Here is a 21,364-nt window from a genome sequence, read left to right on the forward strand (position 1 = left end):
AGGAGCCGCCTTATGACCAGCCAGGCCCCCTTTGACGCCTACAAGCCTGCCGAAATCGCAAGACTGGTAGAGACCGCCGGAACCGCCAAGGCCCGGCTGCCGCTGCCGCAGATGTTCGTGCTGGCGATGCTGGCGGGCGCCTTCATCGGGTTCGGCGCGGCGGCCTATACCATGACCCTCACCGGCACGGTGCCCGTCACAGGCGCGGTCCGGGTGCTGGGCGGGGCGGTGTTCTCGCTCGGCCTGATCCTGGTGGTGATCGCCGGGGCAGAGCTGTTCACCGGCAATGTTCTGATGGTGATCGCCGCGGTGGACCGCAAGATCCCGCTGCGCCTGCTGCTGCGCAGCTGGGGCGTGGTCTATGCCGGCAATCTGGCTGGCGCTGCCGGACTGGCCGCCGCCTTTGCGCTGACTGGACTGCTGAACGGCTCGATGGGCGCAACCGCCGCCGGGATCGCAGAGGCCAAGGCCGGCCTCGCCCCGCTTGAGGCCTTCATGCGCGGCGCGCTGTGCAACGCCCTGGTCTGCCTCGCCGTCTGGCTGTCTTTCGCCGCACGCACAGCGGCCGGCAAGGTTCTGGCCATCCTCTGGCCGATCACCGCCTTCGTGCTGCTGGGGCTGGAGCACTCCATCGCCAACATGTATTTCTTTCCGCAGGCTTGGGGCGCCGGAGCGGACCTTTCCCTTTCCGCGGCAGCCGCCAACCTGTTCTGGGTCACCCTCGGCAACATCGCGGGCGGCGCGGGCGGGGTCGCCCTGGCCTACTGGTTTGCCTTCCTGGGCGGCTCTGCGCAGCGCCAGCCTGAACGCTCACCCGAGCAAAGCCGCTGACACCGCCAACTTACTCTGTCTTGCGGTCAGGAAGCCGGATCTCCTGCAGCACCGCCAGATAGCCCGTCAGGTCAGACAGCGTGACCACCCCCAGCAGCTGGCGGTCTTCCGCCACCAGGAATTTGCGCCGCCCGGTGGAGGAGATCTTTGCCATCAACTCCGCAGCCGGCATGTCAGGGCCTACCGTATTGTCCGCATCCGCCGCCACATAGACGTCGCCGACATGGGTTGCCGCCCAGTCCGCGCGCGGGGTCTGTGCCAGCAGCCCGGTGTCGGCATAGCCCAGCAGCACATCGCCCAAAACCACCGGTACAAAACTTTTGCGCCCGCTCAGCATCACGTCATCCGCAAGGTATTTCAGGCTGACCTCCGGCTGCACCGAAATCACATCACGTGTCATCAGCACGGCAACCGCCTTGCCCTTGAACGCAGCCTCCTGCAGCTGGCTGGCATAGGTGCCCTTGGCCGCCGCCAGCACAAACACCCCGATCAGCACTTGCCACAGCGAAGCGACCGGATTGCCGGAAAACAGCCCGATGACACCAAAGAGGATTAGCGCATAGGCAAAATAGCTGCCGATCCTTGTGGCGGTGGCGGTCGCCTGCAGCAGATCGCGGCTGCGGCTCCACAGGAAGGCGCGGAAGATCCGCCCGCCATCCAAGGGAAAGGCCGGCAGCAGATTGAACACCGCCAGCACCAAGTTGATCAGCGCCAAGTAATCCAGCACAGGGTTCAGCGCCATCCCCGGCGCAAGCCACCCGCCCATCTGCGCCAGCAGCCAGAAGCCAAGGGCCAGCGCCAGGCTCATCAGCGGGCCGGCTATGGCAATCCAGAACTCGCTGGCGGCAGTCTTCGGCTCCGATCCCAGCTCGGCAACCCCGCCGAAGATGAACAGCGTGATCCCCTTGATCTCAACCCCGTAGCGCCGGGCCACCACCGAATGGGACATCTCGTGCAGGATCAGAGAGGCAAAGAAGCCCAGCATCGCCAGCAGCGCCAGTGTGAGATAGACGCTGCCGCCGGCACCGGGATAGACCATCGGGAAGTACTGCGCCGACAGGCTCCAGGTGATCAGCGCGGCAATCAGCGCCCAGCTCGGATCGATGCGGATGTCAAACCCCTGCAGGGTGGCAATCTTGATGGCATTTGAAAACATCGGCTCCCCCTCCGGTCCCCAGCTTAGGGCCAAACCGGCCCCGCCCCCTTGATCCGGCTCAAACCCGGAACAGGCTGCCGGCCAGATAGGCCACCGCGGCAGCGCAGGAGCCGATTGCCAGCGTCTCCAGTCCCGATTTCCACCAGGGCGCCAGCGACCAGACGCTCTTGCTGGCGCCGATGCCGAAAAACACCGCCCCGGTGGCCAGCGCCGCCGTCAGAAACGGATCCGGCAGCCCCAGCATGAACGGCAAGAGCGGCACGATGCCCGCGGCCATAAAGGCGGCAAAGGTGGTCAGCGCCGCCGCTACCGGGTTGGGCTCGGCCGGGGCCAGCCCGTATTCGCTGGTCAGCATCAGCGAGATCCATTTTTCCGGCTTGGCGGCAACCGACCGCACCGCCCCTTCCAGCACCTCGCCGCTCAGCCCCAGCTCCTGGAAGATCTGGCGCAGCTCCTCGCGCTCGCCCTCCGGGTACTGGCGGATATGGCGCTTCTCCACCTTGTAAAGCCGCCGCCGGTCGTCCAGATCCGCCTTGGTGCCCAGGTAATTGGCCGCCGCCATCGAAAACCCGTCCGCCAGCACGTTGGCAATGCCCAGGGCGATGATCACACCTTGCGAAAACCCGGCCCCCTCAACACCTGCAGCAATCGCAAAGGTGGTGACCGCGCCGTCAATGCCGCCGTAAACCGCATCCCGCAGCCGCCCGGTGCCGTTGCTGCCCGCAAGCCGCCGCGCGATGTCCTCCTTGCTGTGCCCGTGATCGCCCTTCATGCCCGCAGGATGACCCGAAACGGCAAAACCCGCATTGAGGGAGGTCAAGCCGCCGCAGCTGCCCGGCTGGTCCGGCGGCTGGCGAGATAGCGCAGGGTTTTCAGCACCTCCGGCACCACCAGGACCGGCAGCACCAGCAGCGCGATCAGCCCCCACTGCTCCACCTGCAGCGGCACCGTATGCAGCAGCACCTGCAGCGGCGGCCAGTACACCGCCGCCACCTGCGCCCCGATGGTCACCGCCAGCGCCGCCAGAAGCAGCGGATTGCTGAACACCCCGATCCGCCAGCACGGCAGATGCAGGGAGCGGAAGGCAAAGACGCTGGCCTTCTCAAAGACCACCATGGCAGTAAAGGCGGCGGTGCGGGCCAGATCTTCGTTGCCGTCCAAGAGATGCAGGAACAGCCACAAGCTGGCGAGTCCGGTATAAAGCCCCAGCGCCAGAATGGTCAGCAGACCGGCCTTTCCCACAATCGGCGCGTCCTTCCTGCGGGGCGGATGCTCCATCTGGTCCGGCTCGCCCTTCTCCAGCCCCAACGCCACCGCCGTCACCCCGTCCGTGACCAGGTTCATCCACAGGATCTGGGTCGCCAGAAAGATCAGCGGCCCGCCGATCAGGATATTGATCAAGAGCGCAATCACCTCCCCCGCGTTGGAGGACAGAAGGTAGCGCACGAACTTGCGCACATTGGTGAACTGCCGCCGCCCCTCGCCGATGGCCCGCACGATGGTGGCAAAGTTATCGTCCAGCAGCACCAGGTCAGAGGCATCCTTGGCCACATCCGTGCCCCGCACCCCCATTGAAATCCCGATGTCGGCCTGCTTCAGAGCCGGCGCATCGTTCACCCCGTCACCGGTCATCGCCACGATCTGATGCTGCCCTTGCAGGGCAGAGACGATCCGCATCTTGTGGGCGGGCCTTGTACGGGCAAACAGCACATCCTGCTGCAGGATCCGGTCCAGCTCCGCATCCTCCAGCGCCTCCAGCGCGTCGCCGGTCAGGGTCTTTCCGGCAGGCAGGCCCAGCCGGGTTGCGATCGCCTTGGCAGTCAGCGGGCTGTCGCCGGTGATCATGATCAACCGGATGCCTGCCGACTGGGCCGCGCCGATGGCGTCCCGCACCTCCGGCCGCGGCGGGTCGATCAGCCCCGCCAGCCCGAGGAAGGTCATGTCCTGCTCGCGGATCTCCCCGCCGTGCGCCGCGCCAGCCGCCAGGCCGATCACCCGCAGCCCCTCCGCTGCCATCACCTCATAGGCTTCGGTGATGGCGGCCCCCTCCCCTGCGCCCAGCTTCCGCGGGCCATCCTGCGTCAAAACTTCTGTGCAGAGGCCCAGAACCTGCTCCGGTGCGCCCTTGGTCAGGACCTTTTCGCCGCCGCCGCTGCGCGCCAGCACGCTCATCCGCTTGCGCTCGCTGCTGAAGGGGATTTCCGCCAGCACCGCATCTGGCGGCGGCAGCGCTGCCCAGCCCTTGTAGCCCAATGTGACCAGCGCCCCCTCGGTCGGGGCGCCGGTCATCTGCCAGTGGTCGCCCTCCTGGTGCAGGCTGGCGTGGGTGCAGGTCAGCCCCGCTTCCAGCAGCTCTGCCAGCACCGCATCCTCCCGCGCACCGGTAACGGCCCCCTCACAGGCAATATGGCCCGCCGGATCATAGCCGGTGCCGGTCACCTGATAGCTGCGGTCCAGCGTCCAGACCCGCGTCACGGTCATCTTGTTTTCAGTCAGGGTGCCGGTCTTGTCGGTGCAGATGACCGAGGCCGCGCCCAGCGTTTCCACCGCCTGCAGACGCCGCGCCAGCGCCCTTTGGCGCACCATTGCCGCCGCCCCCAGCGCCAGGGTGATGGTGACCACCGCAGGCAGCCCCTCCGGCACCATCGCCACCGACAGCGACAGGCCGGTCATGAACATCTCCGCCGCGTCCCGCCCCATATACAGCCCCAGCGCCAGGATCGCCGCCGCCACCGCCAGCGCCGCAAACCCCAGCTGCCGCGCCAGACGGCCCAGCTGCACCTGCAGATTGGTCTTCTTCAGGCCCACCGCCCCGGTCAGCGCCGCAATCTCGCCAAAGGCGGTGCGCGCGCCGGTCGCGGTGACCACCGCCAGCGCGCGGCCCGCTGCCACCACCGTGCCGGCAAACACCTCTGCTGTGTCTGTGCCGGGCGCCTTGTCCACCGGAACCGATTCCCCAGTCAGCGCGCTTTCATCCAGCCGCAGCCCGGCGGCTTCGTGCAGGCGCGCGTCAGCAGGCACCCGGGCGCCCGCCTCCAGGATGATCAGATCGCCCGGCACCAGCTCGCGCGCCTCGATCACCTGCTCGCGCCCGTCCCGCACCGCCAGCGCCTGCGGCGACAGCATGCTGCGCAGGCTTTCCAGCGCGGTCTCCGCCCGCCATTCCTGCAAAAAGCCCAGGATCCCGTTCAGCCCGATTACCAGCCCGATCGCCAGCGTGTCGGCATATTCGCCCAGCGTGAAGGCAATGATCCCGGCGGCGATCAGGATCAGCACCAGGAAATTGCTGAACTGGCGCAGAAACACTTTCAACGGCCCGGTCCGCCTGCCCCGCGGCAGCTCGTTCCAGCCATAGGTCCGCCGCGCCGCCTCCGCCTGCTGCCGCGTCAGCCCGCTGCGCCGCCCGCCACTGCTGTCCTGAACCGGGTTTGCCATGCGCTTTGCCCTCCGCAGCCGCCTCCGGCCGCCGTTTCCAGCCTGCCGCAACTTTGGCCCTTCCGGCAACTGCACCAACGCCGCAGGGGGCCTTCCGAAGGCGAACCGGAAAATAAACCGGAACTGAAAGCGGAACAGAATCAGCAGAAAGCACCCGCAAAACATTTATAACACAATGATAGTAATGTTATTTTATCCTGTTTCCTGGCGGCCGGAAACGGACTATAAAACGGAACTTGAACAGGAACAAACGGGCGTCACACCCCGAAACCGGAACAGAGGCAATGCATGGCGGCGGACAGGCCAACCAACCTGGCGGATGATGGCGAGCCGATCACCATCGTCGAGCCGCTGATCCCCGAAGAAGCCTCCCGGCACCGCCCTGCCCTCAACGATCTGGCGGTGGAACTGGCGATGGCCTCCTCAGCCCTGCGCGCCGCGCTGCCAGAGGCGGTCCGCACCCCGCTGGCCGGCCTGGTGCGGTCGATGAACTGCTACTACTCGAACCTGATTGAGGGCCACAACACCCACCCGGTCGATATCGAACGCGCGCTCAATCAGGATTTCAGCCAGGACCAGGCCAAGCGCGATCTGCAGCTGGAGGCGGTCGCCCATATCGCGGTGCAGAAATGGATTGATGAGGGCGGGCTGCCCGGCCACCCGCTCGACCCCGCCGTGCTGCAGGTGATCCACCGCCGGTTCTGCGAGAACCTGCCCGGCAGCCTGCTGGTCACCCGCAGCCCCGACGGCACGGAGACCCGGATCATCCCCGGCGCCTTCCGTACCGACTATGTGCAGGTGGGAAAACACGTCGCCCCCAGCCCCGGCGCGGTGGCGCGGCTGCTGGCCCATATGCGCAGGATGTACGGCACCCAGGGCCGCAGCGGCGCCATCATCGCCACCGCCTGCGCCCACCACCGGCTGGTCTGGGTGCACCCCTTCATCGACCTGAACGGGCGGGTGTCGCGCATGGTGGCCCACGCCATGCTGCGCCAGAACGTGAATTCCGAGGGCCTGTGGTCCGCCTCCCGCGGCCTCGCCCGCAAGGAGGCCGAGTACAAGCAGCGCCTGATGGCCGCAGATGAGCCCCGCCACGGCGGCGCCGACGGCCGCGGCAACCTGTCGGAGCAGCGGCTGGCAGAGTTTGCCGCCTTCTTCCTGGAAACCGCGCTGGATCAGGTCCGCTTCATGGAACAGCTGATGCAGCCGCAGGCCCTGCGCGCCCGGGTTGAGGCCTGGTGCCAGGGAGAAATCCGCGCAGGCCACCTGCTGACCGGCGCCGAAACCGTCATGCGCGAGGCTCTGACACTGGGCAAACTGGAGCGCGGAAGCGTGCACGGCCTGCTTGGCGTCAGCGACCGCCAGGCCCGCAAGGTGACCGCCGGATTGCTGGCGGCCGGCGCCTTGGCATCGCCAACCCAGCGCGCACCTTTGCAGCTGAACTTCCCGGCCACCCTGGCCGGAGACTGGATGCCCGGCCTGTTTCCCAGCCGCTGACACCGCGCCCCTGCCCGCCCGGCAGCCGCCAACTATAGAAAACGCTTGCACGAAATCCCGCTCTTTGGCCAACAGTCCCGGAAAAGAGGCGGCAAACGCCAAATTCCGTGAACGCGCCAGGCAGCAAACACACGGGTAAAATGCAGAGCGGCGCAGATGGCAGGCACAAGGGAAGATGGGTCGTGCATACACACCTGAGGATCTGAATGCGGTGATCCTTCTGCATTCAGAATGTATTGCGGCCCAGCTCCACGTGCAGCACGAGTTCTTGAAAAACCGATTGCAAACCAGGCGACTACCTGCTCCGTCGGCACGATGGTGATCACATGCAGTTCATCGGCGTGATGAATTTCAAGGGCGGCCCCGGCAAAATCACCACCTCCGCCCATCTGACGCAGCGCCTCGCGCTCAAGGGCTACAGTGTGCTGGCGATCGACCTTGACCCGCAGGCGTCCCACCTTGCCCTGCACGGCGTCCAGCCGGAGTTCGACCTCAAGGACGGCGGCACGCTTTACGACGCCATCCGCTATGACGACCCGGCGCCGATCTCCTCGGTGATCCGCAAGACCTATATCCCGAACCTCGACCTGATCCCCGGCAACCTCGAACTGATGGAGTTCGAGCACGACACCCCCCGTGCGCTCGCGCAGGGCAGCGCCGGATTGTTCTTTTTCCGGGTCAAAGAGGCTCTAACACATGTCGATTCCGACTATGACGTGGTGGTGATCGACTGCCCGCCGCAGCTCGGCTTCCTCACCATGTCGGCGCTCTCCACCGCAACCGGCGTGCTGGTCACCATCCACCCGGAAATGCTCGACGTGATGTCGATGTCGCAATTCCTGCGCATGACCGCCGACCAGATGGACGTGATTGCCTAGTCCTGCGCTGACATGAGCCACGACTGGATGCGCTACCTCTTGAACCGCTATGAACCGTCGGATGCGCCGCGGAACCGCATCGTTGCCTTCCTGCGTACCATGTACGGCTACAAGGCGCTGTTCGCGCAGGAGCTGGTCGAAAATAGTTTTGGCAACTAGTCGCAGGTCGTCGAGGTGCTGGCCGTCACCAAATCCTCCGTCTCAATCGCCATTGACGAGGCAATCGGCACCGATCTGATCCGCGCCATCGGCTCGGCACAGGGCATCGGCCGCCACCGCTGGGACGCGCTGGCCAAGGCGATTCACGGGCCGCTCGTCTTTTTGTCTTTCGTGATGATGGCATAGGATATATGCCCCTCACGCCTTTTGGGCGTCAAGTGAAGCGGGCCCGGAATTGATCCGGGGGATCAATTCCTCGCTGAACGGGGGCGTGGCCGCCTGATTGGTCGAACCAAAGGCGGCATGAATACCAAGCTGCACGCCATCTGCGACAGCCAGGGACGCCCGCTGGACCTATTCGTTACAGCTGGGCAAGTCAGCGACTACATCGGCGCCCGCGCTTTGGTGGGCGGCTTGCCAAGGGTGGAAAGGCCGCTGGGTGATCGAGGCCATGATGCTGATTGGTTCCGAGAAGCGTTGAAAGACAAAGGGATACGCGCCTGCATCCCCGGCCGGAAACAGCGGAAGAAACCGGTGAAACACGACAAGCGACGTTACAAATGCCGCAATCGGATAGAGATCATGTTTGGCAGATTGAAGGATTGGCGGCGCCTGGCGACCCGATACGATAGGTGACCGAAGGTATACCTATCAGCAATCGCCCTCGCAGCAATGGTCATATATTGGCTATGTGTCCTGACCCTAAAAGGCTGATACCGTTTTTCAAGACAACCCTGACCAAATCACGTGCAAAACGTCATGCTTTTCACTGGCGTCGATGTTTTACCAGTCCTGTCGATGATGAATGGCCGGGCTTCTGAGGTGTAGAGGAGCAGATCATCCCACGGTTTATCAAGTGCCAGGAAAACGTACTGAAAAAACTGGCACAGGACTTTTCAACTGCTGAAACCCACGCTCACCCGCAAGCCTGGGCTTGCGTTGGAAAGAGACAACTCTGCACCATGCAGATCGGCGATGGCCGCCACGAGACTGAGGCCAAGGCCGCTGCCTGGTGTGGTACGGCTCTGTTCCAAGCGGTACAAGCGGCGCAGCACGTTTTGGTGTTCGGTTTCTGGGATACCAGGCCCGTGGTCGCGGACCATCAGAGTTGCCTTTGCCGCTTCCTGTTGCAGAGATACCGCAACATCCGTTCCCTCAGGTGTATGACGCAGTGCATTTTCGATAAGGTTGGCAAGCATCTGGTCGATAAGCGCCTTGTCACCGGTAATCATCACCGGTGCTCCCGGTAGATCAAGCACCAAATTGCGGCCCTGCTCCTCTGCTGCAGGTTCGTAGATGTCGGCAAAAGTACTGGCGATCTCGCATAGATTTACCGTCCCGAACCGGGACCGTGGCGTTCCTTCTTCCAGTTGGGCGATCTGCAACAAAGCCTGGAACGTGCTTATGATGCCCTTGGTTTGCTCCAGCGCCTTATCCGCTAGTAACTGTGCCTCTTCCGGCAGTTCCGGAGTTTCCTGCAGGCGCTGAAGCTGCAATTCCAACCGCTGGACAGGTGTCTTCAGGTCATGGGCAATATCCGCCGACACTTGCCGCAGCGCCTCGGTGGACTGCTGCTGCGCGTCGGCCATGCGGTTCACGCTGCGGCCGATGCGGGCGATATCCCCCTGACGATCTGGCATTTGCGGCACCCGGGCGCACAGATCACCTGAGGTCAGCGCCGACAGCGTGGTTTCGATACCCGCCAAAGACCGGGCGGCGCGCCGCGCAAGAAACACCCCGCCCAATACCGCAGCGGCGATGGCAGGAAGCAGGCTGAACAGAACCACCCGAAGATAGGTCTGGCGCAAGTCGTCCAGCGGCTTGGCGCTTTGCGCAATCGTCAACAGGCCGCCATGCACATAGGCGCTGAGTGAAATAAAGCGGCCTTCGATCGCCACCGGCGCCGGGCCGAGCGCCACCACCCGGAACCCCTCCTGCTGCTGCGTGATGGCGGCATTGCCGGCCACGATCCGCCCGCCGGGCCGACGGTAGCTGAGCAGGCGGCGCTGCGGGTCGGTCTCTGCCGTTTCGGCATTGACGAGCGCCGCCAGCGCCGCGGCAGAGGGCGTTGCGCGGAATCCCGCCATGTCCTGCATCAGGCTTTCCCGGATGGCCCGGTCCTGCGTGCCATGCGCCACATAGTACGTGACCCCAAGACTCAGTGCACTGGCCGCAACAAACAAGAGCGACAGCCACAGCGACTGCCGCACTGGTGAGGAGCGCAGCAGAACGCGCGCACGGGTCAGGGCATCATTCGGCAATGCGGTACCCCGCGCCGCGCACGGTTTCGATCAGGCCGGTGTCAAAAGGCCTGTCGACCTTGGACCGCAGGCGCGAAATATGGGTCTCCACAACATTGGTCTGCGGGTCGAAACTGATTTCCCAGACCGCTTCCAGCAGCATGGTGCGGGTTTGCACCCGCCCCTTGCGGCGCAATAGGTGCTCCAACAGGCGGAACTCGCGCGGCAGCAGCTCGATCTCTTGGCCTGCGCGGGTAACTCTGCGGCGGACCAGGTCCATCTCCAGATCCCCTGCCCGCAGAAAGGTCTCCTGCACTTGCAGGCCCGGGCGCCGGGCCAGTGCCGCGACACGGGCTGCCAGCTCGCCAAAGGCAAAAGGTTTGACCAGGTAATCATCCGCCCCAGCCTCCAGCCCGTCAATCCGGTCGTTTACCCCGCTCAGCGCGGTCAGCATGATGGCTGGTGTGCGAACACCAGCGCCGCGCAGGGTCTTGATCAGGCTCAGCCCGTCCAGCGACGGCAGCATCCGGTCGATGATCAGCACATCGTACTCCGCCGCAGCGGCCTGCAGAAGCCCTTCGCGGCCGTCGGTCACAAGATCAGCAATATGCCCCTCTTCACGCAAGCCCGAAGCAACGTAGGGGCCGGTCGTGGCATCGTCTTCTATCACCAGGATCTTCAAGCCATCCCCCGCTTCGCTGCGCCTCCCGGGTCTTAAACCGGATCCGGGTTCAGCGCACATTACAGATCTGTATAGAATGCGTCAGGCGATTGAAATGACGGCCTGCCATCTGCCTTGCATCCCTAGTGAAGCAAGGAATTGAAGATGCCCCAAACCAACGCTCCCAAACGGTTCGCCTTTGCCCTGACCGCCGCCGCCTCTGCCGCCGCAATGATGGCTCCGGCGCCCGCCCCCGCCCTGGCCGTGCCTGCAGGCGGCTATGCCGATCTGGTTGAAACCATTTCCCCGGCCGTCGTCTTTGTCGAAGTCACCGCCAAGGCGGAACCCACCACGGACCAGCAGGGAATGTACAATGACAAGTTCATGGAAGACTTCATGCGCCGCTTCGGCGGGCGCGCGCCGGATTTCGGCAACAGCCGCCAGGTCAAGGGCGCAGGCTCCGGTTTCGTGATTTCTGAAGACGGGCTGATCGTCACCAATCACCATGTGATCAACAACGCCCAGACCGTCTCCGTCACCCTCTCTGACGGCAGCAAGCATGACGCCATGATGATTGGCGCCGACCCGCTGACCGACATCGCGCTGCTGAAGGTCGAAACAGGTGCGCCGCTGACCGCGGTGGAGTTCGGCTCTTCCGGCGACCTGCGCGTCGGGGATGAGGTGCTCGCCATGGGCAGCCCCTTCGGCCTTGCAGGCACCGTGACCTCCGGCATCGTCTCGGCCACCTCTCGCAACATCAACTCCGGCCCGTTTGACGACTTCATCCAAACCGATGCAGCCATCAACAAGGGCAACTCCGGCGGCCCGCTGTTCAATGCCGAAGGCGAGGTCGTCGGCGTCAACACGATGATCTACTCGCCGGGCGGCGGCTCCGTCGGCATCGGCTTTGCTGTGCCATCCGATATGGTTCAGAAGATCGTTGCCGACCTCGAAGACGACGGCGAGATCACCCGCGGCTGGCTGGGCGTGCAGATCAAGCCGCTCTCTGAAGACGCCGCAAATGTGCTGGGCCGCGAGGCCGGCAAGGGTGTGGTGATCGAAGGCGTCGAGCCCGGCAGCCCTGCGGCGGAGGCAGGGCTGAAACCCGGCGACGTTGTGTTGCGGTTCGGTAAAACGGAAACCGTTGAAGTGCGTGATCTGACCTCCGCCGTGGCCATGAATCCCCCTGGTGCAGAGACCCGGATCCAAGTCTTGCGCAAGGGCAAAGAAGTCACCTTGAACGTGATCCTGGGCGACCGTGCCAGCCAGGATGCCTGAACCATTACATAACATCACCTCCTGCCTGGAAGCAGACAGGAGGCACGACCGCTAACTTCGCTGGACCTTTTGAAGCTGACAAGCAATCGCATTTGCAACCGTGCTGGAATCAAGACCAAGCATTCTTGTTCCGCATGCAACCGATCCATCGTATCCAAGACCGGGACGCGGGATATGAACCTGCCTTTAGACACAACTGCAGGAAATGTGATTATCGGCCCTGCAAGTCTAGCCGAAGGTGGCAAACGCCAATCTTGCCGAAGCAATCAATCAACTGTCTCAAGCAGGCACCCAGAATTAGAACAAGTTCTACCTGCTTTGGGTCGGGAATGCGGCAGGTAAAATAGTTTATTGCGCCGGCGGAATTCACATTAGAATTCAGCGGTTCCGGAACCCCTGTTACCGCAAAGCACTGTCCGTGCGCCCAGTTTGAGATCAACCACAGATATTTTGTAACGTGTGACGGGCGGAAGGCCTAGCCGGATCAGCTCATAGCATAACTGGCTTTCTTGCCCTCACAGACATGAAAAATGACGATTCTAGTGCCAAATTTGCACACAGGGTCAGTAGAAAAAACCTCTCTGGCCATGCATCTGGAGGTGATCAAAACTAGCGTGTCCGACGCACTGCCTTCGGTTAACTTTGTGCTTGTCTACGCAGAGACCAGCCTCTCAACGGCACAGCTCAAGAAAATGGGCGCCACCTATAGCAAGCGCGCAAGCCGGCGGCTCTTGAATGGCTCAGCCAAGTTGAGCGCGCTTTTCTTCTGCCAAGCGCGTCTACCAGTGTGTTTACCGAATAGGACCCAATTGGCCGCAGTAAATACCTGATCCTGGACCGGACGCCGCGGCGTCCGGATCAAGCAGCCGGTCAGTCTGCTGTCCATTCTTCTACACATACCGATGACATCAGCTCAAACAGCGCGTTGAATCCACCGAGGCCAAGCACCACAACGGCTAGTACAGCACGCTCACTTGGTTGGCCTCCATTTATCTAAGCCCACCATTTCCAATTGCAATGAGCACGAAGCATACAGTGCAGGGTCAGCACCAGCGCTCTTTGGCGGTCACGGTCATTTCTTTTCTTTCCCTAGATCGGACGAACGTAGCGGCAAATTTCCGGTACAGGCAGTTGACAGTCTTGACGGTTAGAGCTTGCCAATGACGCACGAAAAAGAATTTGGGTTCCTTGGCAAGACAATAGCCTTGGGCTCAACAGGCTATCGCACATTTCTCAATTCTAATGGCTACGGTCAGCCAAGCCTTCCAGCTTGCCTGCAAGAATGCGTTCAGGGTCAGCAAGCAGCAGTCACAATGATTTCCACCTTGAGCTCCGGCCGGGCCAGCTTTGCCTCCCCGCAGGCCCGGGCCGGGGCATGGCCCTGGGGCACCCAGGCGTCCCAGACCGCGTTCATCTCGGCAAAATCCTTCATGTCGGCCAGCCAGACAATTGCCTGCAGGATCTGCTGCGGCGATGAGTCGGCCTTTTCCAGCAGCGCTTCGACCCGGGACAGGCAGTCGCGGGTCTGTTCAACCACATCGGCGCCATCACCGACCTGGCCGCAGAGATAGGCCACACCGTTGTGCTTCACGATCTTGCTCATCCGGGGGCCGGTTTCGATCCGTTCGATCATCTTGTTCTCCTATTCAGCGGCGGTGGCAGCAGGGTCGTCCATCGCTGCCAGTTCGCCCAGTGTCACGGGTTTTATCGGCGGACGGATCCGGTAGTAACCCGTCTCATCCGGGGTCTGCCCGCTGGCCTCGGCCAGCAGCGCGGTAACCGTCAGCCCGCAGTAGCGGCCCTGGCACGGCCCCATGCCCGCGCGGCCAAAGGCCTTGGCCTGGTTCGGACCCAGGCAGCCCAGCTTGGCATAGCTGCGGATATCGCCTGCAGTGACTTCCTCGCAGCGACAGACAATGGTGCTGTCCGCAGGCCGCAGGGCGCCTGCATAGGGCGGGTAGGCCGCATCCAGAAACGGCCGGACTGCGGTTTCCCGGCTGCGCTGGCTGAACAGCGGGGCAGCCCGGCGGTCGCGCTCCTGCGCGGTGATCCGGCCCAGCTCTTCCGCCGCTTTCAGCGCCGCGATCCGCCCGGCAAATTCGGCGGCCATGGCGCCGCCGATGCCGGCACCGTCACCGGCGATCAGAACACCGTCCTTGCCGGTCTCGCCCCAGGTGCCGGTTTCCGGTACAAAGCACTGCTGCGCTTCGGACCAGGCATGCGGCACCCCGATGGAGCGCGCAGCCTGGGTGTTCGGCACCACCCCGTGATGCAGCAGGACGGTATCGCACGCGATGCTGTGCTCCTGCCCCTTGCTGCGGAAGGACACGGCTTCGGCCCGGGTGCTGCCCGTTACCGCGATGTTTGCCGCACCGGTATAGCGCGGCACGCCGGCGCGTTTGATCTCCGCCAGCATTTTCAGGCCCTTGGCCAGATAGCGCCAGCCACGCAGCGCACCCGGCAGGTGGCGGGCGGATGCCATCAGGCTGGCCGCGGTCTGGGTCTCCACCAGGGCCAGCGGAGGCGTGCCGGCACGCACCATCTGCGCTGCAATCAGATAGAGCAGCGGCCCGCTGCCGGTCAGTACGGCACAGCGCGGCAGGACGCCGGATTGCTTCAGGAGAATCTGTGCAGCGCCTGCGGTCATCACGCCCGGCAGGGTCCAGCCGGGGGCGGGCATCGGGCGTTCCAGCGCGCCGGTAGCCAGGATTATCCGTTCCGCCTCCACCTGCCCGGCCCGGCCATGCCGGGTAAAGGAGATGCGGAACCCGTCCTCGATGGCCCAGACAACGGCACCGGACAGATGCGTGATCCCGGCCCCGCCAAGACCCGCCGTCAGGGTCGCCCCACACAGATACTCTTGCCCCAGAATGGCGCCGCGCGTGCCCGCGGCGCGGTCCACATCGCGATAGATCTGCCCGCCGGGGCGGTTCTGTTCGTCCAGCAGGATAACGCTCAGACCCTGTTGGGCTGCCTCGGCAGCGGCGGCCATGCCGGCCGGGCCGGCGCCGATGATGGCCAGGTCACAGCATTGCATCATTGGCCTCCGCTTCATGCGGGCGGGCAATCTGCATACCCTCTTCCACTTCCAGCATGCAGGCCTGCTGCACGCGGCCGCCGGTTTCCACTAGGCATTCGAAACAGGCGCCCATCATGCAAAACGGCGCCCGCGGCGCGCCCGACACCGGCGTGTGGCGGAACACCTGCACGCCAACGGCCAGCAGCGCGGCGGCCAGGTTGGCGCCTGCGGGCAGGTCCAGCGCCAAACCGTCAAACCAGACCCGCACACGGGGGGCATCGCCTGCCAGCTCAAGAAACGGGGAATCGGTCTTCACTGAACACCTCCAGATCAGGGGCGGCTTCGGTGCCTTCCAGCCAGTCGGGCAGGAAGAGCGCATGGGCCGCGGCCAGGGTGATGCCGCTGTGGCAGGTGACAAGGTAAGCGCCCGGCAGTTCGGGGCTTTCCTGGTAGATCGGCAACCCGTCGGGCGACAGGATGCGCAAAGCGCCCCAGCTGCGCACCAGCTGCGCGCGGGCCAGCGCCGGATAGGCCGCGATCGCCTCGGCGGCCAAAGCGGACAGGCCCGGCTGCGTCACCCCGTCATCCAGCCCGACCTCTTCGTTGGTGGCGCCGATCTGGATGCCGCCCTCGTCCACCTGGCGGGCAATCAGCGAGGGGCGGTTGATCAGTTTCGGCATCTTCTCGGTGATCAGCACCTGGCCGCGCTGCGGCCGCACTGGTGCCTTGAAACCCAGCTTGGGGCCCAGCTCCATCGCGCCGAGCCCGGCGGAGAGCACAACCTTGCCTGCCGTAACCACGGTGCCGTCGCTGCACTGGACCTTGAAGGCATCGGGCTTGGAAACCCTGGTAACGGTCTTACCGTTCAGAACTGTGCCGCCCAGCCGCCGCACGTCCTCCGCCAGAGAGACCAGCAGGCGCAGCGGGTTTGCGTGGCCATCCTGATGATGCAGGATCGCGCCCGCCACCTTGGGGCCGATATGCGGCTCCTCGCGGCTCAGCGCGTTGCGGCCCAGAACCTCGTAAGGGTAGTTGCCGCTCAGCCTGTCCTTCAGCGCATCGTACTGCGCCACGGTGGCATAAAGCGTTTCCTCGGAGAAATGCAGGTCATAGCCGCCGTTCTGCTGCAACCCGACAGAGCGGCCGGTGCCGTCTTCCAGTTCTGCCGCAAACCCGGCCCAAGCTGCAGCGGACTGCTGGCTCCAGCTGGCATAACGCGGCTGCTTCATGCCCTTGGACTGCACCCAGACCAGGCCGAAGTTGCCGCGGCTGGCCCGGAACGCGCCGTCATCGCCGTCCAGCACCGTGACGCGCTTGCCGCGCCGGAGCAGCCCCCAGGCCACGGACAGGCCAACAACGCCGCCGCCGATCACTGCATAATCTGCTTCCATCCTGCCGTATCCCAAAGGTTGGCTGCGGTTGCGGGGCGGCGCGCGGCCGCCCCTGTCCTTGATACGGGATTACTTGCCGATCTGGTCAAGAATGCCCTGGCCCCAGTCGGCGCCAACGTCTTCCAGAACCACCGGCCAGACGTCTTGGCGCACCTTGGCGGCCATCGCAGCCAGTTCGTCGCCGCTCAGATCGACCACCTTGGCCCCCAGTTCATCGGCCAGGCGCTGCTCCCATTTGCCCTGATCCTCTTCGGCGACGGTCCAGCGCTGCGCTTCAAACTCCGCTGCGGCGGCTTTCAGCGCCTCCTGGTCATCGGCATCCAGCTCAGCCAGCGAACCGTTGGAGATGATCATGTACCAGACCTCAAAGTGAGTGTTGGCAGGCACATAGGCCTTGGTCACGTCGCGGAACGAAGCGTAATAGCCTTCGGCGCCGGAACCGATGACGCCGTCAACTACGCCGGTCTGGATCGCGGTGAACGCCTCGGAGAACGGGATCGGCGACGGGATGTAGCCCAGAGCTTCGCCGGTCAGCTGGAAACTCTTGATGCCGGGCACCCGCACCTTGATGCCGTTGGACTGCGACGGGTCGCCCGGGCTGACCGCATCGGTATTCAGCGCAATGCCGCCGAAATACACCGGGTAGGCCGCCAGCATGGTGATGTCCTGCTTGGCATAAAGCTCTGCCATCACGTCGCGCACCGCACCGCCGGGGCCGTAGATCTTGCGTGCCTCATCCCAGTTGTTGGCCAGATAGGGGAAGGAGCTGATCTGCATCCGGCGGTCAGCCGCGGCTGCGGCCGGCTGGGTTGCCATGTCGATGGCGCCAACGCTGATGCGCTCCTGCACGGTGGTGTAATCGCCGAGCGCAGAGGCCGGGAAGATGTTGATCGACACATCGCCACCGGTGGCTTCGTCCACCTGGGCTGCAAAAGCGCGCAGCTCCTTGTCGATGGTGGTGTCCTGGGGGCGCACGTGGCTCATCTTGAGGTCGGCGGCCGAGGCGAGGCCTGCCAGCGACATCAGGGCAGCAGCAGCGGTGCCGGTCAGAAAGTGTTTCATGGGTAGTCTCCTCCGTAGGGTGTCAGGTGTTTGTCAGGGGTGGGGTCAATAGCCGAAGAAACGCGGCAGAAAGAGCGACAGGTCGGGCCACAGCGAGGTCAGGAAGACCACCGGCACATAGCCTGTCAGGATCAGGATCATTGCGGGCGGGATCACCTTGGTGACCTTCACATTGCCGATCCGCGCGCCAAGGTAGAGGATCGAGGCATAGGGCGGGGTTACGCCGCCCATCGCGGTGTTGACGCCCATGATCGCGGCAAACTGCACCGGGGTGACGCCGATCGCCTGCATCAGCGGCAGCAGCAGCGGCGCAATCAGGATGATGGCGGTGACGTCGTTCACGACCATACCGACCAGGAACAGCAGGATGTTGATGAAGATCAGCAGCAGCACCTTGTTGTCGGTGATCTCGAAGATTGCGCTGACCATCTTTTGCGGGATCGCTTCATAGACGAACATCTGGCTCAGGATCATCGAGAACAGGATCATCACCATGATCGCGCCCACCGCCGTGGCGGCTTCTTTGCCGGCCTCCAGGAAGCTGTCCCATTTCAGGCCCTTGTAGATGAAGAAGCCGACCGGCAGCGCATAGATCACCGACAGCGCGGCGGCTTCCGTCGGGGTCATGATGCCGCCGTAGATGCCGCCCAGGATGATCACCGGCATCAGCAGTGCCGGGGTCGCGTTAAAGCCTTTCTTGGCCACATCGCCTGCCAGCTGGGAGAAGGTGGGCGCATCATCCAGCACCAGGTCGAACTTGCGGCTCATCCACAGGTTCATGGCCGAGAAGTTGAACATGATCAGCAGGCCCGGCCCCAGGGTCGCCAGGAAACAGGCGAGGATCGAGGTATCGGTCACCCAGCCATAGACGATCATGGTCACAGACGGCGGGATCAGCAGCCCCAGGATCGACGAGTTGGCAATCAGCGCAGTAGCGTATTCCCGCGGGTAGCCGCGCTTTTCCATCTCGGGGATCAGCAGCGGGCCGATGGCGGCGATGCCGGTCAGGCCGGAGCCGGAGATCGCGCCGATGATGGCGCAGCTGACCGCCGCCACAACGCCCAGGCCGCCGCGGATATGGCCGATGAAGGCATTGACGAAATTCAGCAGGGAGGCGGCGATGCCGCTGGCTGACATAATGGTTCCTGCCAGAACAAACAGCGGAATGGCCAGCAGAACCGGGTTGCCCAGCTGCTGGGAACCCCACAGCATCATGCCTTTCATGGTCACATCGCCCAGGAAATACATAATCATCAGGGCGGCGCCGAAACAGTAGGGCAGCGGCACGCCCAGGGTCAGGGTCAGCACCAGAACGGCGATGGCAAGGAGTGCGATTTCAATCATTTTGCGGCTCCGGCGCGCAGGGCGTTGATATGGCGGAACAGGTGCACCGCGGTGTAGAGCATCATCAGAGCCAGACCGGCCACGAGCGCCACTTCGGAATAGAATGTCGGCAGGTAGAGCGTCGGGCTCTCCTTCCAGACGCGCCAGGCGTACTGGGTGTACTCCCAGGCCCAGCTCAGCAGCCACACGCCGACGGTCAGGCTGATGATTTCCCCGATGATCGCCAGCACGGTATGGCCGCGCTCTGTCTTGATGGCGATTTCCAGCACGTTGGCGCGGATGTGGGTATCCTCGCGCGAAGCGTTCACGGCACCCAGAATGTAGAGCCAGATGGTCGGGTAGAGCATGGTCTCCTCCAGCCCCATCACCGGGATCTGCAGCAGATAGCGGGTGACCACCTGGACGAACTGGCCAAGGGCCACCAGGCAGATCAGCCCGGTCAGCAGATATTTTGAAAATGTGTCCATCTGTCCTCCTTCCGGTGTCCCCTCACCGGGTTTGGTGGATTTGGCTGGACAAGCGTCATAAGATCAATTTCAAAATATCTGTGACTCCATAAACTGACTTGATACCCCAGCCATGAACTTCTCGATCCGCCAGATCTTCACCTTCCGCGAGGTCATGCGCAGCGGCTCCATCTCCCAGGCCGCGCGCACCGTCGGGCGCACCCAGCCCGCCGTCAGCACGATGATCTCCACGCTGGAGGGCGAGCTGGGCTTCAGCCTGTTCGTCCGAGAACAGGGCAAGCTGATCCCGACGCCGGAAGCGCAGTTTTTTCTCGAGGAGTGCGAAACCGTTCTGGAGCGCATCGAGCGGATCGAACGCACGGTCAGCAAAATCCGCAGCCACGAGGCCGGCAAGCTGCGCGTCGCGTGCCACCCGGCGGCCTCCGGGATGTTCATGCCGCGGATTCTAACGGATTTTCTGCAGGGCAAGGATGAGCTTGAGGTCGCCCTGATCATGCGCTCCTCAGACGTGATCGAGGATCTGATCGCCTCGCAGCAGTTCGACATCGGCTTTGCCGAGACCCCTGCCCCGCGCCCCTCTGTCCGGCAGATGGATTTCGATCTGGAGTGCGTCTGCGTCGTTCCTGCCAGCGACCCGCTTGCGGCAGCCGCAGAGATCACCCCGCAGGATCTGGACGGCAAACCGATGGCGGTGCTGTTCGATCAGCACCCGCTGACAGTGCGGACTGAGGCCGCCTTTCACCGGAGCGGCTGCTGCTTCCATAAGCGACTGGAATTGCGGACTTGGGCGCCTGGCCTGCAATTCGTTGCGGCAGGTATGTGCTACATGATCTGTGACATGATCACCGCCTATAGCTGCCTGCAGCAGCGCCAGACCAAAGAAGATCTGGTGTTTCGCCGGTTCCGACCGCGAATCGGAACAGGCGTGTCGATCCTGACGCCGGGCTACGCCACCCAGTCGCTGACATCCAAGGCGTTCACAGAGCAGCTATGCAACGCCATCGAAAACATGCAGGCTGAACTGAACAACAGCCTCTAACAGAGGCGCACAGACCTACGGCAGTTTCCGGAACACTGTGTTGCGTGATTTGGCTGCACCTGAACTCGCCAGCCCGCCTGGAACCAAACCGTTCCAATTCTGCGAAGGCAACACTGCCAGCCTTGCACCTAAGAAGCTCTTTCTTAATCGGCCTACTAAACAGGGCGTCTCAGGCCTGCCTGTTTTTCCCACTCAGAAATAGTCGGGAAAAAATGCTCGGGTGGTAGTCCGGCAGATTTCTACTGCGCCTATTCTGCTGAACTCATCTGGATGGGCGTGAAAATCGGTCCACAAACCTTCCAGTAAAGACATGATTGCCATGGCCACTTTTTCTGGATCGCCGCGGGTGCCGCTGGCTTCGCACAGCACTCGGCAGCAGCTGCGCACATGGTCATGCAGGGCGGTTCCGCGGGTTTCAATATAACCGGGTCCCAGCGCCTGCAGATCTGGCTCGGCGCGGAAGGCAAAAGTCAGCCGGGCGCTGCGCTTGTTGAGCACCGCTTCTGAGAAATCCGTTTCGAACAGCGCCTGCAGGCGGGCGGCGGCATCTTCCGGCGTGCTGACCCCTGCGGCGGCCTGGCTGGTGAAGCTCTGCCAGGCGTCATTGTACTGCCGCGTCATGTGGATGGCGAGTTCGCGAATCAGATTGTCCTTGGACTGGAAATGCAGGTTGATCATGCCGCGCGACAGCCCGGATTCCTCCTGAATACGGCTGATCGTGGCGCCGCTCACGCCGTGCCGGAGGATTACGCTGGCAGTAGCCTCCAACAGGACCTCCCGGTGCAGATCCTTGTCTACCTTCCGCTTTTTCTTGGCTTCTTCGGCACTTGCCATCTGCCCGCCCCTCTTTTTCTTGCCACCGGTCCGCTGCCTTTCCAGCACCATGCCCGCGTTTGCAACAGATTTC

The 21,364-nt window shown here is 63.5% G+C and carries 18 protein-coding genes and 2 pseudogenes; 7 read left to right on the forward strand and 13 right to left on the reverse strand.

Annotated features, from left to right (window positions below):
• The first annotated feature begins 12 nt into the window (after positions 1-12).
• Complete coding sequence (locus tag GC1_RS07350; RefSeq protein ID WP_019296417.1) at positions 13-831, forward strand: formate/nitrite transporter family protein; 819 nt, start codon at positions 13-15, stop codon at positions 829-831.
• A 10-nt stretch (positions 832-841) separates the two neighbouring features.
• On the opposite strand, the gene GC1_RS07355 is transcribed toward GC1_RS07350, so the two are convergent.
• From GC1_RS07355 to GC1_RS07365, 3 genes are read right to left on the reverse strand one after another with little or no spacing between them, the layout of a single operon-like run.
• Positions 842-1,987 carry a site-2 protease family protein gene (locus GC1_RS07355; RefSeq protein WP_019296418.1) on the reverse strand — a complete coding sequence of 382 codons (1,146 nt, stop codon included), beginning with the start codon at positions 1,985-1,987 and terminating at the stop codon, positions 842-844.
• A gap of 58 nt (positions 1,988-2,045) precedes the next feature.
• A complete protein-coding gene (locus tag GC1_RS07360) occupies positions 2,046-2,759 on the reverse strand; it encodes a VIT1/CCC1 transporter family protein (RefSeq protein WP_029204835.1) in 714 nt (237 codons plus the stop codon).
• Between the two features lie 44 nt (positions 2,760-2,803).
• Entirely contained in the window at positions 2,804-5,422 is a 2,619-nt protein-coding gene (locus tag GC1_RS07365) for a cation-translocating P-type ATPase (protein ID WP_036762055.1), read from the reverse strand.
• 288 nt (positions 5,423-5,710) lie between these two features.
• Here GC1_RS07365 and GC1_RS07370 point away from each other — a divergent pair, with 288 nt between their 5' ends.
• From GC1_RS07370 to GC1_RS07380, 4 genes and pseudogenes are all read left to right on the forward strand, one after another.
• Positions 5,711-6,919, forward strand: coding sequence for a Fic family protein (locus GC1_RS07370; protein ID WP_019296421.1), 1,209 nt, complete (start codon positions 5,711-5,713; stop codon positions 6,917-6,919).
• A gap of 175 nt (positions 6,920-7,094) precedes the next feature.
• A pseudogene (gene repA / locus GC1_RS07375) lies at positions 7,095-7,932 on the forward strand (plasmid partitioning protein RepA); the annotation flags it as partial.
• A 39-nt stretch (positions 7,933-7,971) separates the two neighbouring features.
• Positions 7,972-8,142 carry a hypothetical protein gene (locus GC1_RS22415; RefSeq protein WP_019296424.1) on the forward strand — a complete coding sequence of 57 codons (171 nt, stop codon included), beginning with the start codon at positions 7,972-7,974 and terminating at the stop codon, positions 8,140-8,142.
• 81 nt (positions 8,143-8,223) lie between these two features.
• Positions 8,224-8,592 (forward strand): annotated as a pseudogene (locus tag GC1_RS07380) (IS5 family transposase); the annotation flags it as partial.
• Positions 8,593-8,852: 260 nt separating this feature from the next.
• Here the strand turns inward: GC1_RS07380 and GC1_RS07385 are convergent.
• Positions 8,853-10,052, reverse strand: a complete 1,200-nt coding sequence (locus tag GC1_RS07385) for a sensor histidine kinase (RefSeq protein WP_237754571.1) — start codon at positions 10,050-10,052, stop codon at positions 8,853-8,855.
• Positions 10,053-10,206: 154 nt separating this feature from the next.
• Entirely contained in the window at positions 10,207-10,878 is a 672-nt protein-coding gene (locus tag GC1_RS07390; protein ID WP_019295398.1) for a winged helix-turn-helix domain-containing protein, read from the reverse strand.
• 144 nt (positions 10,879-11,022) lie between these two features.
• On the opposite strand from GC1_RS07390, the gene GC1_RS07395 reads away from it, so the two are divergent.
• Complete coding sequence (locus GC1_RS07395) at positions 11,023-12,135, forward strand: trypsin-like peptidase domain-containing protein (RefSeq protein WP_036761829.1); 1,113 nt, start codon at positions 11,023-11,025, stop codon at positions 12,133-12,135.
• 1,294 nt (positions 12,136-13,429) lie between these two features.
• Here the strand turns inward: GC1_RS07395 and GC1_RS07400 are convergent.
• The 7 genes from GC1_RS07400 to GC1_RS07430 form a co-directional block, all read right to left on the reverse strand.
• Positions 13,430-13,768, reverse strand: a complete 339-nt coding sequence (locus tag GC1_RS07400; protein ID WP_019295400.1) for a RidA family protein — start codon at positions 13,766-13,768, stop codon at positions 13,430-13,432.
• A gap of 9 nt (positions 13,769-13,777) precedes the next feature.
• On the reverse strand, positions 13,778-15,172 hold the full coding sequence (locus tag GC1_RS07405; protein ID WP_019295401.1) for an FAD/NAD(P)-dependent oxidoreductase: 1,395 nt from the start codon (positions 15,170-15,172) through the stop codon (positions 13,778-13,780).
• Positions 15,159-15,470 carry a (2Fe-2S)-binding protein gene (locus GC1_RS07410; protein WP_019295402.1) on the reverse strand — a complete coding sequence of 104 codons (312 nt, stop codon included), beginning with the start codon at positions 15,468-15,470 and terminating at the stop codon, positions 15,159-15,161. Before GC1_RS07410 ends, GC1_RS07405 begins: the two co-directional genes overlap by 14 nt.
• The gene (locus GC1_RS07415) at positions 15,445-16,545 is read right to left on the reverse strand and encodes an NAD(P)/FAD-dependent oxidoreductase (RefSeq protein ID WP_019295403.1); all 1,101 of its coding nucleotides are present in this window, start codon (positions 16,543-16,545) and stop codon (positions 15,445-15,447) included. The genes GC1_RS07410 and GC1_RS07415 overlap by 26 nt, the downstream gene beginning before the upstream one ends.
• 69 nt (positions 16,546-16,614) lie before the next feature.
• Complete coding sequence (dctP, locus tag GC1_RS07420; RefSeq protein WP_052254243.1) at positions 16,615-17,607, reverse strand: TRAP transporter substrate-binding protein DctP; 993 nt, start codon at positions 17,605-17,607, stop codon at positions 16,615-16,617.
• 45 nt (positions 17,608-17,652) lie between these two features.
• Positions 17,653-18,951 carry a TRAP transporter large permease gene (locus tag GC1_RS07425; RefSeq protein ID WP_039137818.1) on the reverse strand — a complete coding sequence of 433 codons (1,299 nt, stop codon included), beginning with the start codon at positions 18,949-18,951 and terminating at the stop codon, positions 17,653-17,655.
• Positions 18,948-19,418 carry a TRAP transporter small permease gene (locus GC1_RS07430; protein WP_019296843.1) on the reverse strand — a complete coding sequence of 157 codons (471 nt, stop codon included), beginning with the start codon at positions 19,416-19,418 and terminating at the stop codon, positions 18,948-18,950. Before GC1_RS07430 ends, GC1_RS07425 begins: the two co-directional genes overlap by 4 nt.
• A gap of 112 nt (positions 19,419-19,530) precedes the next feature.
• On the opposite strand from GC1_RS07430, the gene GC1_RS07435 reads away from it, so the two are divergent.
• The gene (locus GC1_RS07435; RefSeq protein ID WP_019296844.1) at positions 19,531-20,457 is read left to right on the forward strand and encodes a LysR family transcriptional regulator; all 927 of its coding nucleotides are present in this window, start codon (positions 19,531-19,533) and stop codon (positions 20,455-20,457) included.
• A gap of 192 nt (positions 20,458-20,649) precedes the next feature.
• On the opposite strand, the gene GC1_RS07440 is transcribed toward GC1_RS07435, so the two are convergent.
• Positions 20,650-21,342 (reverse strand): TetR/AcrR family transcriptional regulator, encoded by a 693-nt coding sequence (locus tag GC1_RS07440; RefSeq protein ID WP_019296845.1) that lies wholly within the window; start codon positions 21,340-21,342, stop codon positions 20,650-20,652.
• Positions 21,343-21,364: the final 22 nt, after the last annotated feature.

Origin of the sequence: Leisingera sp. ANG1, assembly GCF_000203975.2 — a bacterium.
In the GTDB taxonomy this organism is placed as follows: domain Bacteria; phylum Pseudomonadota; class Alphaproteobacteria; order Rhodobacterales; family Rhodobacteraceae; genus Leisingera.

Excerpts from the sequence above, each read along its gene's own strand:
- GC1_RS07350 (WP_019296417.1), top strand. The coding sequence starts at position 13 with ATGACCAGCCAGGCCCCCTTTGACGCCTACAAGCCTGCCGAAATCGCA.
- GC1_RS07355 (WP_019296418.1), bottom strand. The coding sequence starts at position 1,987 with ATGTTTTCAAATGCCATCAAGATTGCCACCCTGCAGGGGTTTGACATC.
- GC1_RS07360 (WP_029204835.1), bottom strand. The coding sequence starts at position 2,759 with ATGAAGGGCGATCACGGGCACAGCAAGGAGGACATCGCGCGGCGGCTT.
- GC1_RS07365 (WP_036762055.1), bottom strand. The coding sequence starts at position 5,422 with ATGGCAAACCCGGTTCAGGACAGCAGTGGCGGGCGGCGCAGCGGGCTG.
- GC1_RS07370 (WP_019296421.1), top strand. The coding sequence starts at position 5,711 with ATGGCGGCGGACAGGCCAACCAACCTGGCGGATGATGGCGAGCCGATC.
- GC1_RS07385 (WP_237754571.1), bottom strand. The coding sequence starts at position 10,052 with ATGCAGGACATGGCGGGATTCCGCGCAACGCCCTCTGCCGCGGCGCTG.
- GC1_RS07395 (WP_036761829.1), top strand. The coding sequence starts at position 11,023 with ATGCCCCAAACCAACGCTCCCAAACGGTTCGCCTTTGCCCTGACCGCC.
- GC1_RS07400 (WP_019295400.1), bottom strand. The coding sequence starts at position 13,768 with ATGATCGAACGGATCGAAACCGGCCCCCGGATGAGCAAGATCGTGAAG.
- GC1_RS07405 (WP_019295401.1), bottom strand. The coding sequence starts at position 15,172 with ATGCAATGCTGTGACCTGGCCATCATCGGCGCCGGCCCGGCCGGCATG.
- GC1_RS07415 (WP_019295403.1), bottom strand. The coding sequence starts at position 16,545 with ATGGAAGCAGATTATGCAGTGATCGGCGGCGGCGTTGTTGGCCTGTCC.
- dctP (WP_052254243.1), bottom strand. The coding sequence starts at position 17,607 with ATGAAACACTTTCTGACCGGCACCGCTGCTGCTGCCCTGATGTCGCTG.
- GC1_RS07425 (WP_039137818.1), bottom strand. The coding sequence starts at position 18,951 with ATGATTGAAATCGCACTCCTTGCCATCGCCGTTCTGGTGCTGACCCTG.
- GC1_RS07430 (WP_019296843.1), bottom strand. The coding sequence starts at position 19,418 with ATGGACACATTTTCAAAATATCTGCTGACCGGGCTGATCTGCCTGGTG.
- GC1_RS07435 (WP_019296844.1), top strand. The coding sequence starts at position 19,531 with ATGAACTTCTCGATCCGCCAGATCTTCACCTTCCGCGAGGTCATGCGC.
- GC1_RS07440 (WP_019296845.1), bottom strand. The coding sequence starts at position 21,342 with ATGGTGCTGGAAAGGCAGCGGACCGGTGGCAAGAAAAAGAGGGGCGGG.